10 protein-coding genes are annotated in these 9,996 nt (G+C 55.6%); 5 read left to right on the top strand and 5 right to left on the bottom strand.

Translation table 11 applies throughout. The features are described from left to right. Positions 1 to 638: 638 nt before the first annotated feature. Together RC85_RS23535 and RC85_RS23540 are read right to left on the bottom strand one after the other, a co-directional pair. Positions 639 to 2,456 (bottom strand): tetratricopeptide repeat protein, encoded by a 1,818-nt coding sequence (locus RC85_RS23535; protein WP_068267195.1) that lies wholly within the window; start codon positions 2,454 to 2,456, stop codon positions 639 to 641. A gap of 186 nt (positions 2,457 to 2,642) precedes the next feature. Further along, entirely contained in the window at positions 2,643 to 3,113 is a 471-nt protein-coding gene (locus tag RC85_RS23540) for a hypothetical protein (protein WP_068267196.1), read from the bottom strand. Positions 3,114 to 3,469: 356 nt separating this feature from the next. Here RC85_RS23540 and RC85_RS23545 point away from each other — a divergent pair, with 356 nt between their 5' ends. Further along, positions 3,470 to 4,324: a hypothetical protein gene (locus RC85_RS23545; RefSeq protein ID WP_149753035.1), complete on the top strand. Its 855-nt coding sequence runs from the start codon at positions 3,470 to 3,472 to the stop codon at positions 4,322 to 4,324. Positions 4,325 to 4,800: 476 nt separating this feature from the next. Beyond that, complete coding sequence (ndk, locus tag RC85_RS23555; RefSeq protein WP_068267199.1) at positions 4,801 to 5,259, top strand: nucleoside-diphosphate kinase; 459 nt, start codon at positions 4,801 to 4,803, stop codon at positions 5,257 to 5,259. A gap of 67 nt (positions 5,260 to 5,326) precedes the next feature. Here the strand turns inward: ndk and RC85_RS23560 are convergent, their stop codons facing one another. Further along, a complete protein-coding gene (locus tag RC85_RS23560; RefSeq protein WP_149753036.1) occupies positions 5,327 to 5,566 on the bottom strand; it encodes a hypothetical protein in 240 nt (79 codons plus the stop codon). A 36-nt stretch (positions 5,567 to 5,602) separates the two neighbouring features. Here RC85_RS23560 and RC85_RS27760 point away from each other — a divergent pair, with 36 nt between their 5' ends. Further along, positions 5,603 to 5,839 carry a hypothetical protein gene (locus tag RC85_RS27760; protein ID WP_068267200.1) on the top strand — a complete coding sequence of 79 codons (237 nt, stop codon included), beginning with the start codon at positions 5,603 to 5,605 and terminating at the stop codon, positions 5,837 to 5,839. Between the two features lie 201 nt (positions 5,840 to 6,040). On the opposite strand, the gene RC85_RS23570 is transcribed toward RC85_RS27760, so the two are convergent. Together RC85_RS23570 and RC85_RS23575 are read right to left on the bottom strand one after the other, a co-directional pair. Beyond that, positions 6,041 to 6,595, bottom strand: a complete 555-nt coding sequence (locus RC85_RS23570; RefSeq protein WP_238383210.1) for a hypothetical protein — start codon at positions 6,593 to 6,595, stop codon at positions 6,041 to 6,043. A 230-nt stretch (positions 6,596 to 6,825) separates the two neighbouring features. Next, positions 6,826 to 8,118 carry a nickel-dependent lactate racemase family protein gene (locus tag RC85_RS23575; RefSeq protein ID WP_068267202.1) on the bottom strand — a complete coding sequence of 431 codons (1,293 nt, stop codon included), beginning with the start codon at positions 8,116 to 8,118 and terminating at the stop codon, positions 6,826 to 6,828. Positions 8,119 to 8,655: 537 nt separating this feature from the next. Between RC85_RS23575 and RC85_RS27765 the strand changes: the two genes are divergently transcribed. Both RC85_RS27765 and RC85_RS23585 read left to right on the top strand, forming a co-directional pair. Continuing rightward, on the top strand, positions 8,656 to 8,829 hold the full coding sequence (locus RC85_RS27765) for a hypothetical protein (RefSeq protein ID WP_162273254.1): 174 nt from the start codon (positions 8,656 to 8,658) through the stop codon (positions 8,827 to 8,829). Beyond that, on the top strand, positions 8,829 to 9,785 hold the full coding sequence (locus RC85_RS23585; protein WP_068267204.1) for a hypothetical protein: 957 nt from the start codon (positions 8,829 to 8,831) through the stop codon (positions 9,783 to 9,785). The genes RC85_RS27765 and RC85_RS23585 overlap by 1 nt, the downstream gene beginning before the upstream one ends. Positions 9,786 to 9,996: the final 211 nt, after the last annotated feature.

Below are 9,996 nucleotides of genomic sequence, written 5' to 3' on the forward strand. Positions count from 1 at the left end.
ATGCCCACGCGGCTACGTGCGGTCGGAACAATAAGAGGCGTAGCGAAACTCGCCAAGAGTTTCGGCAACTCGCCAAACCGAAAGTCTTGGCGACTTTCGCTACCAATTTTCCCGCCAGGGTTCAGTCTAACGCCGCGACGGGTTTCTAAACTGTTTAACCGCGTGGGCATCGCCCCGCGCGTTCGGGCGCGACGCGCTGGGCGATGCCCACGCGGCTACGTGCGGTCGGAACAATAAGAGGCGTAGCGAAACTCGCCAAGAGTTTCGGCAACTCGCCAAACCGAAAGTCTTGGCGACTTTCGCTACCAATTTTCCCGCCAGGGTTCAGTCCAACGCCGCGACGGGTTTCTAAACTGTTTAACCGCGTGGGCATCGCCCCGCGCGTTCGGGCGCGTACGACGCGCGGAGCGATGCCTGGCCTGATGAAAATGTGTCGTTGTTAACTTCTGGCGACCGTTGAAAGTAGGCCGTAGCGAGCCATAGCGAGTTACGGCGTTGCGCACATTGCCGTAACTCGCTTTGGCTCGCTACGGCCTACTGCTGGCGATCAGGGAAATGTGCTGTTGCCACCGGGGACCAAAACTCTTCACGGCGTTGGACTGAACCCTGGCGGGATCAGCTACGTTTTTAGACAGTTTTTAAGTGTCAATCAAATCTTTGGGGTCCAGGATTGGCAAGTCGTTTTCTTCGGTCTCTTGCACTTCACGCCACGGTTTGTCTTCTAGGTAAGCGTCCAGCTCTTCTTGCAATTGTTTGAGTTGATCGTGCTCTTCGTCGGTTGCCAATTCGACGGCTTTCTGACTCCACTCTCGGGCCTTCTCAAAGTCACCCGACTCCGCGTACGCGGCCGCAAGCGTGCTGAGAATATGGGGTGCTTCGTACTTCGTTAGCGAAGCGGACATCTCGGCAAGTTCCAGTGCTCGGGTGCCATTGCGGACGGCATCGTTGGGGGACGTTGATAGGACCCATGCCAAGTTGTTGTACAAGCCGGATGCTTCGTCGATTTGCGTTTGAGTTGAATTTTCAGCATCCACTTTGCCCAGCGCCGAAATCGCGCTCTCGTAGTCTGCGATCGCTGCGGCGTGATCACCGACGCTCAAGTAAGCATCGCCTCGCGATCGCAAGGCGGCGACATTTTCAGGTTCTTTTTGCAGCAAGCTGGTCAGCAATTCGATCGCTTTGCGTGGCCGTTTGTCGATGGAATACAGCGACGCTAATCGCATGCGACGGAACAGATTGTCAGGTTCGCGATCGACCAGCAGCTTGGCATCGTTGATCGCATCAGCCATTCGGTTTTCTTTGAGCGCGATTTGCAAACGCAGTTCAATACCTTGGTCTGCACCCATGATTTGAGGTGCGATTGCGGCGGCAGCACGGAAGTCTGCTTTGGCGGCTTTGACGTCATCACGATCCAGTGCAACCGTCGCTCGCAGCAACAATGTTCGCGGATCCTTGGGAGCCATTGCGATCGCTTTGTCCAAATCCGACATCGCTTTCTCAGCTTCGCCATCGGCTTGGTACAACACCGCGCGCAGGCGATACATTCCTTCGCTTGGCTGTGCCGAAAGCGTTCGCGTGATCAGCGTGATTGCATCTTTGACTCGTTCCAGTTCAATCAACTTATTGATCGCAGCCTGCGCGACGACAAGATTGGTGGGGTCCAATTCAAGCACCGAATCCAGATCCTCGACCGCTCCGGAAATGTCGCCGGTTTGCAATCGAAGTTGAGCACGAAGTTGAAGGGCTTCCTTGTTTTTAGAATCCGCTTTGATGGCCGCATCCAAATCTTCCAAACGCGATGGTTGATCGTCACGCGTTAGGGCACGCAGAACTAGAGCGGAACTGAGTTCGGTTGGTTCGTCGGCGAGTAACTTGATCGCGTTGGTGGTCGCTTGATAGATGGCGTCCTTGTCGCCGCCGCCCATCAGGTTCAAACGCGCGATCAGCAAGAAGCCTTCGACCAATTCGGGGTCGTTCTCAACGGCTTGCGTTAGAACTTCCAGCGCCTCGTCGCGAACGGCCAACTTTTGTCGGCCGGGTGCAGCCGGGATCTTGGCGGCGATCTTTTGTGCTCGCTGCAGCAACACCGAGCCCAGCATCTTCTTGGCGAATGATTCGTTTTCGCCGTCGAGTCCCTTCGTAATCGCGGATTCCAACAGGGCCGCGGTCGCTTCAAGCTCTTCGTCGCTCTCGGCATCGATTCGCTTGACGATCGCTTCTTCCAGGTCCGATTGCCCTTCACCTACTTTTGGGCCTGCTTCTGGGTCCACTTCCGAGCCTACTTCTGGCAACGCATCGGTGTCTGGCTCTGCCTGAACTTCCGCTGGCTCAACTTCCTGAACACCCAATTCCTGAGCGAGGCATGGCGTGAAAGCAACACAACAGGCCAGAGGAAAGGCCAGGGAAAAGATCAGTGCGTGAAGCTGGGAAAATCGAAAACGGTCGAGTGCAAGCATGGGGGGTCCGTCATGAAGGTGAAACGAGTCACCAGCATTATGACGGGATGTTCACCCCGGGCGTAGGCCGATAGCGACCACTTTTAGCCGTTTAAGAGATTTTTTGAGCCGTACAAGGAATTGTCCCGAGATAACTGCATAAGATTTGGTGGAATCTAATCCCGGGAAGCTTTTTCGGGAAAGTTCCTAAGCGTGAATCTCTTGTTCTTTGCGTGCCGTCTTCAGCTCTCCGCGAAGCGTTTCGTTCTCGGATTGCAACCGTTCCAGTTGGCCCAGGACATGATTGAAGTCGCCAGCGACATCCTGCCAAAAGTCGCCCGTGCGAAATTTGACGGAGCTGGCGGGTTGGTCATTTGCCAACTTTGCCAGTTCGGTGCGAAGACGATACATCGGACCAGCGAATCGATTGCTCAGTTTCAGCGTGTCTCGCAGGAACACAGGCAACAGCAAAATCATGACGGCCAAAATTGGCAACTGATTGACCAGACCGTCTTCCAAGGCAACGCCAATCGACTCGGTTCCGGCCGCCAATAACATCTGGACCATGATCCCGATCGTCAGCAAGCAAACCAGGAACGCGATCCAGTGCAGCAGCACTCGGCCGGCGACAGACCATTGGACTTTGGGGTCAACGAGAAGTCGTGAACGTTGATGCATGACAATGCTTTGGAAACGGAGCGGAAGTTAGAATTTGGAAAGCGATGGAAACCTTTTGAATTCGAGAAGTCGCAGTGCGGATCTCGATGGCTTCTAAAGAGAACCTAGCTTGCGACGATTGGCAGTTTCACAACAAGACCCGATCCAGAGCAGTCGTTTTGACTAAATCTGTCTCGGCTGATCGTCAAAGTCATTGTCATCGATACCACCGCCCCGTGGTGAAAGGAATCCCGACTGTGCCGCTGCAGTGGGGCGTGGCACAGACGACCATTGTGCCGATCAATCCGGTTGTTGGACTCATGCCATCTCTTCGATCAAACCAACAAAGCTCTTTACGCAAACCGCAATTAAGAACCATGAACGATTGTTGGAAATCTGGATCACTCGCTTCGTTTTTTGTTGTGCTGCTAAGCGTCACGAGCGGATTGTCTGCGTTTGCGATTCATCCAACGTCACGCCGAAATCCGCCGGCAACGGAAAATCCAATCATCCGAGTCGCGAAGCAACCGCTCGATCGCAGCGGACGATTGTTCGGGATCGGTTGGGGCGACGGCTACCACGCATGCCACGGATCCGGACTTCGGCCAGGTGCAGATCTGCCGCCGGTGAGTTCGCATGCGACTCGCCGACGGATCACTCGGTATGGCAATACCTATTACGATCGGTTTGACAATCACAATCTGATCCATCCACGCGACTGCCAAACGGCCGGCTGTTCGGAACAGCGTTCGTGTGATGGGGATTCGTGTGACCAGTACTCGTATGATGAAACAAGTCCGTGGAATTTTAGCGACTTGAACTATGGCGATGACGCAGATCCATCGGCAAGCGTGCCATCAATCTTGGATGCCCCTGTGCGAGATTCTGTGCGAGATTCCGTGCGAGATTCCGTGCGAGATTTCGAGGCACTGGTAAAGGCATCGCCGAATAAAACCAGACTTAGCGAAACGGCAGCGTCCAACGTCGCGCATCCCATTCCTCGGCCGACTCACCTAGTCGAAAAAGAATTACCGCCGGCAAGTGAGCGCCCGGCCGAAGTCACCCGCAAGCCTTCGCGTTTGCCAACGGTCAGCACGAAACCCTGCCGAGTTGCAAAAGTGGATCCGGCCCCCGCACCGCTGGCCGAACAGCTTCCATCGCGAATCGCCGAAATACCCCAATGGGCAATCGACGAAGCCGAATCGGTCCAGCACAACCCGTTTGTTCGGTAGCCCGTCGCGTTAGGTAGGCCGGAACAAGGAGTTAGGTAGGCCGGAACAAGGAGTCTTCGACGCAGTTCCGGCAATCCGCGCTGGCACTGTCTGCCGGAACAGCGCCGAAGCGGCTCGTTACCGGCCTACGTCATTCTGCAGTCCGTCGTGTTACCCAACGCCGAGAAGGGGTTCCAAATCGTTTAACCGCGTGGGCATCGCCCCGCGCGTCCACGCGAAACGAAACACGCGAAACGAAACGCGCGGGGCGTTACCCACGCGGTTAAACGGACCAACACGTGTTTTCCGGGACCAAAACTCTTCGCGGCGTTGCGTGTTACCCATCGCTGCTCCGCTGCTTTTGCGTTCCACCCGAAAAGCAAACTAGCCGAGCCCTAGACGTCGTCTTCGCGCCGATGCGAGCCTGGACAATACTTCCGATTCTTGGAGGTTTTCTCCTGTACCGCCCATCAAACTCGATGCCAGACATTCTAGCCATGCAACGATCACTAGTACTGCTCAAACCCGATTGTGTCCAACGCGGCCTGATGGGGAAAATCATTTCGCGGTTCGAGGAAAAAGGCCTCGCCATCATCGCGATGAAGATGATCCAGGTCACGCCTGAACTGTCCAAACAGCACTACGCCGAACACGTTGAAAAACCGTTCTACGGGTCGCTGGAATCATTCATCACGTCGGCACCGGTCGTCGCGATCGCCGTCGAAGGACTGGAAGTGATCACCGTGATCCGAGAAATGCTGGGTGCCACCAGCGGCCTGAAAGCGTCGCCGGGCACGATCCGTGGCGATTACAGCGGCAGCCGACAAATGAACTTGGTCCACGCCAGCGATTCGGAAGAGTCCGCCAAGCGTGAGCTGGATCTCTACTTTGGCAAAGAAGAGTTTTGCGCGTTCGAGTCAGTCGCCAAAGATTTCCTGCGAGCGGCGGACGAGTGAAGGTAGCTGTTAGCGATTAGCTTTTAGCTTTTAGCTGTTAGCTTTTTGTTCTGCAGGATTAGGCGGCTTATCGGCGGCTTGCTTTTTCTTCGGCTCGAGCGGCTTTCAATGCGGCGGCTTCACGCGGCAGTTTGAATTCTGGACCCGACGGGAAGTACTGCACGTCGTCCTGCAAGTAATACGGACTCGGCAACGTTTGGCCGTTCAGGGACACTTGGCAACCTGTCGATGCAATGACGCAAAAGCCGGCGGCCAGAGCCAGCGCGACGCTAGTCGTTTTTCGAGATGTGTTTCCTTGGATGGTCATCGATTTGCCTTTTACTGTCCAAGCTCTGTTGGGGAGGTGCCCGTTGTCAGCGGACTCGAAGTCAGCGGACTGGTTGTCAGCGGGCCTGAAATCAGCGAAGTCGATTTCGCTACTTCAGCGCTGACCGCTATCACTCGTCACAAAGCGTATCGACCGGATAATCGTTTTATCTTCACACCAAATCTAAAAAAGCAGACCAAGCAGTCGAAGATCCAGTTTCACGGTTCAAAGCAGTTCACGTGCAACCAAAAAGTAGGCCGTAGCGAGCCATAGCGAGTTACGGCAGCACGCGATAACGCCGTATCTCAGAGACTTCTCGTCAACGAAACCTTGTAGGCCGTAGCGAGCCATAGCGAGTTACGGCAATGTGCCCACCGCCGTAACTCGCTATGGCTCGCTACGGCCTACTTTCAACAGTCGTGACAAGCTTATAACGACAGCCCAGCTCCACGCGGCCTACGTTTTCCCGAAACCTTACCCAGGCAAATCTCGTCGGAACTTGGGTTCCTCGCTATCGGGAAGATCGACCTCGTATTCCTCTTGGAAACGGCGGCGATCCACCGCATCGGCGTAATAACGCAGCCAAGTCTCGGTATCTTCGATGCATCGCCATTCCAGGAACTTGCCGGCGATCTCGACCTTCTTTTCGCAGCAAGGCAAGATGTCGCGATAGATGATTTTGTACAGATCGCGGTTCGACAGATGGTCCGTGCAACGCAAAACGACCTTTTCGGCGTACAAGCGATCGATCGTTTCGACCAATAACCGGTCCAACGTCTCGTCGTCGATCGCCTCGGGCGAAGGCAGCTCCAACACCGGCGTAAACCAACTGGCGATCGGAAGTGCCGGTGCTCGTTCCCAAGCCAGCATCGATGCCAAGTACTCGTTCTCAGTCCGCAAGGTCATGCGGCTGGTCGAAGTGTCGATTGATTCGTCGCGGTACGGTTCGAGCTCGTCGCGCAAGCGGGCATTGGCCAACATCAAATCGACTTCGTCGATCGCAGTTCGGCTAGTCTCGCTCATATCCATCAGTTACTCGCCTCGGGTCGGCTTTTGGGGAAGATCCAGCAAGTGGTGGAAGCGTTCCGCAATCACCACACATCCGATCCTATCCATTGGCCGCTTGGGCTCAACGTAGAATAGAGCGAAATCAGAGGTTTGAGATAATTTTCGTTCGTTACCGCACTCCCTGATCGTTACGAGCGGAACCTTTTATCACCCTGATAGCAATCCAGAGCCCAAAAAAGCTGGGTTTGCTGTCAATTCTCCAGCCGAAAACGACCGGTTTGGGTGGCCGCCGGGGCGAGGCAGGAAGCTCGCCGCAGAACACAGCCGACGTCGAACCCCTGGCTCAAACGACTCAGTTGATCCGCGTCCGAAATCGCTCCAAAACCGGCCAATTCCACCGCCTCGCTGTCCAGTTCTGACCGAATCAGCAAGCGATACCGGGACGACAATTCAGCCAATTCTCGAGCCACGACCATGTCCGCGTTCCAGGCCGGGAAGTCCTCTTCGCTGTCGTTATTCTCGCTGTCGCTGTTCTCGCTGTCGTTATTCTCTGCCTGCGTGTCGATTTGATCCTCATCGAATGCGTCATCCACCGCATCCGGCGACACGGCAGGAATCGGTTCGGTGATACCAGACCACAACACAATCGTCGCGTCTTCCGATGCGATCGCGGCAGCGGCCTGAATCGCCCGCGTCGCGTTTTGCCAGGTTTGTGGCGTCCCCTGTTCCAACACCGCCACGACCAAATCCGCTTGCCCGAGCGATGGCAGTTCAAGCGATGACAATTCGAGCGATGGCAATTCGCGCGATGGCAGTTCGGTCTCCGCCATTTCTGAATACTGTTCATCAATCCACCCGATCGCGCCAGCCAGGATCCGACGGACTCGGTTTTCTCGCTCCGGTGCAACCGACAACATCATCTGGACGCCCAGCAACCATCGTGTCTGTGACGCTGGCACTTCGCCTGCACTGCCGCTAACAAAACGCTTTCGCGACGCTGAATCGACCAGCATCGGATAGATCCCGGTGCAGTCATGCGTTTCGTGATCAAAACCGAATCGTCCGCTGGCAATTGGCAACACAAAATCCGCATCGACCAGCAACCGATTGACGTAGATCGGGTCTGCACTTTCATCGGCCGCCAAGTATCGCACGTCGCGGCGAAGGTCTCCGTGATGGCGAACCACTTTGGACGATGGTCCCATTTCTTCGCTGATCATCGCGATCTGTTCATCGCTGGCTTCGTCCCAAAGCACCGCATCGATTTGCCCGACTTCGGTTTCGCCCAGTGCCAAAACCACGCCCGCGATCACGCGGCGAAGTTCAGGAACCGACGGATCAACCGCCAACACCACATGGTCGCCCGGCACGATCGAATCGGCGATCGATGGATAGTTGGTTGGATTGGCCAGGGCAGCCTGCACCTCCGTTTCGATCGCGTCAACGCTTTCGATTTGATCAGCGTCGTCCCGTTCCGACGGAAACGAAAGAACGGTCTCGCACGCGAGCGAAAATGTTGGGTTCAACTTGGAAGCATCACTCATAGGACTTGCAGGGAAAGCGGTGGCATTGTTGGTAGCAGGAGTTTCACGACACGGGACCAAGCACGCTAATCAACGCCGTGAAGGGTTTCTAAATTGTTTAACCGCGTGGGCATCGCCCCGCGCGTTCGCGCTAGCACGACGCGCGGGGCGATGCCCACGCGGTTAAACGAACTAACACGTATTTTCCGGGACCAAAACCCGTCACGGCGATGCACGTGGAACGAAAAAACGCAAATTGTAGGCCGTAACTCGCTACGCTCGCTACGGCCTACTCTCGGGCCTGCCGTAGATATGCGTGCCTGCACTCTCGCCACAGTTTACGCGGCATCTGCGATTGTGACACCGTGGACCGATCGAGTAATCACGCGTCTGTGTCGTTGTGAAAACTGTGTCGTCGTGAAAATTGTGTCTTCGTGAAAACCGGGGCCTGCCCTGGGCTGACGAAAATGTTTGCGTGGAGGGAAACTGGACGAGATTGGGGGTTTGTGGCTGACCGGCCTCGGTGTTGATTGCAAATTGCAAAATGAACATTGCAAAATGTCAATTGACCAGCAAATACCGCTTCCCAAGAATTTTCAGTTTGCAATGTTCATTTTGCAATTTGCAATGTTCGACTGGTTCGCGAATAACATCACCCACCGCATTTTCATCAGTCCAGGCCTGTCCTGCTTCAATCCGCCAACCTCGCACCTTCAATCGCGTTTGATCTGATGAATCACAATCGACTCGCACGGCTTTCAATCTCGCTAGCTTTGGCCGTCGTGATCGGCTGCGAAAAACCGGAAACGGTCGTGGACCTTGCTGATGATCCCATCACAGAAACGGTCCACCCCGCCGCGTATCGCACCACGGACGCCCAGCAGTTTCTAAAGACCGTCTTTGCCGGCTACCGCGCGGCGATGTCGTACCACGATCGAGGCCGCGTTCGCTTGACGACGACCGAGAACGGAAAACGGATCGAGCGGGTCGCACCGATGTCAATGTGGATGCAGAGTACCGACGTCGATTTGGTTGCCTACGACGTTCGCATCACGATCGAAAATTCGATCATGGAAGCCTGGGTGTCGGATCCCGCCAGCGACGACATGGATTCACAAGTGCTGCACATCCCGCTGCCGCTTCGCCGCGGCCGACCATCGTTGGACGCCGCGTTGACCGATCCGATCCTGGCCGGACGCTTGGGGTCCGGGATGGCTGGCCCGCCGCCTCAGTTGGAATGGCTGTTCGCCAAAGACCCGATGGCAAGACTGTTTCGCGGCGATCACCAGTTTCGTTTCCTCGCCGATCAGCGGATCGACGATCGGCTATGTCGCTGCGTCCAAGTCTTGGTGCCCGAAGATCGCACGCGATCGGAATATCGATTCTATATCGACGCACAGGACAACCTGGTCCGCCAAGTCGACCTGCCACCGATCACGTTGCCAGACGGTCAAGGCAAAACAAAACAAGCCACCATTCGCATCGAATTATCAGCCGCAAGCTTTCGTCCGCCATCGCGCCGCCGAGTCCGAAACGGATTCCCAAAATCGCCCCAAAAAGTGAAACGATTCGTCCCCGTCCCCCTGCCACCCCCCTCAAGATCCAACGAAGTCCCCGCCGAACTCCTCGATCAATGGAAAGCCCAAGTCCGCGACTACCAAGCCGAACTCCAACAAGCCCGCCTCTAGCGTGCAATCCAACTCAATCTTCCAAATCACACCGCGAGCCGTGACCGCGTAAGGAACTGTCCCGAAATAACTTCCCGGTTTTCCCGTAGCTGGGCCCGCCAGGGTTCAGTCGGGTACTGCTAATGATGGACTGTGAACTCCTAATGGACTGAAACCTGGCGGGAAGATTTGATTAGACGAAATCCCAACCCGAACGCGTAAGCGAGGGATT

Origin of the sequence: Rubripirellula obstinata (genome assembly GCF_001642955.1) — a bacterium.
Classification (GTDB): Bacteria; Planctomycetota; Planctomycetia; order Pirellulales; family Pirellulaceae; genus Rubripirellula; species Rubripirellula obstinata.

Bases quoted from the DNA above. Each gene is read 5' to 3' on its own strand.
- RC85_RS23535 (WP_068267195.1), bottom strand. From the start codon at position 2,456: ATGCTTGCACTCGACCGTTTTCGATTTTCCCAGCTTCACGCACTGATC.
- RC85_RS23540 (WP_068267196.1), bottom strand. From the start codon at position 3,113: ATGCATCAACGTTCACGACTTCTCGTTGACCCCAAAGTCCAATGGTCT.
- RC85_RS23545 (WP_149753035.1), top strand. From the start codon at position 3,470: ATGAACGATTGTTGGAAATCTGGATCACTCGCTTCGTTTTTTGTTGTG.
- ndk (WP_068267199.1), top strand. From the start codon at position 4,801: ATGCAACGATCACTAGTACTGCTCAAACCCGATTGTGTCCAACGCGGC.
- RC85_RS23560 (WP_149753036.1), bottom strand. From the start codon at position 5,566: ATGACCATCCAAGGAAACACATCTCGAAAAACGACTAGCGTCGCGCTG.
- RC85_RS23570 (WP_238383210.1), bottom strand. From the start codon at position 6,595: ATGGATATGAGCGAGACTAGCCGAACTGCGATCGACGAAGTCGATTTG.
- RC85_RS23575 (WP_068267202.1), bottom strand. From the start codon at position 8,118: ATGAGTGATGCTTCCAAGTTGAACCCAACATTTTCGCTCGCGTGCGAG.
- RC85_RS27765 (WP_162273254.1), top strand. From the start codon at position 8,656: ATGTCAATTGACCAGCAAATACCGCTTCCCAAGAATTTTCAGTTTGCA.
- RC85_RS23585 (WP_068267204.1), top strand. From the start codon at position 8,829: ATGAATCACAATCGACTCGCACGGCTTTCAATCTCGCTAGCTTTGGCC.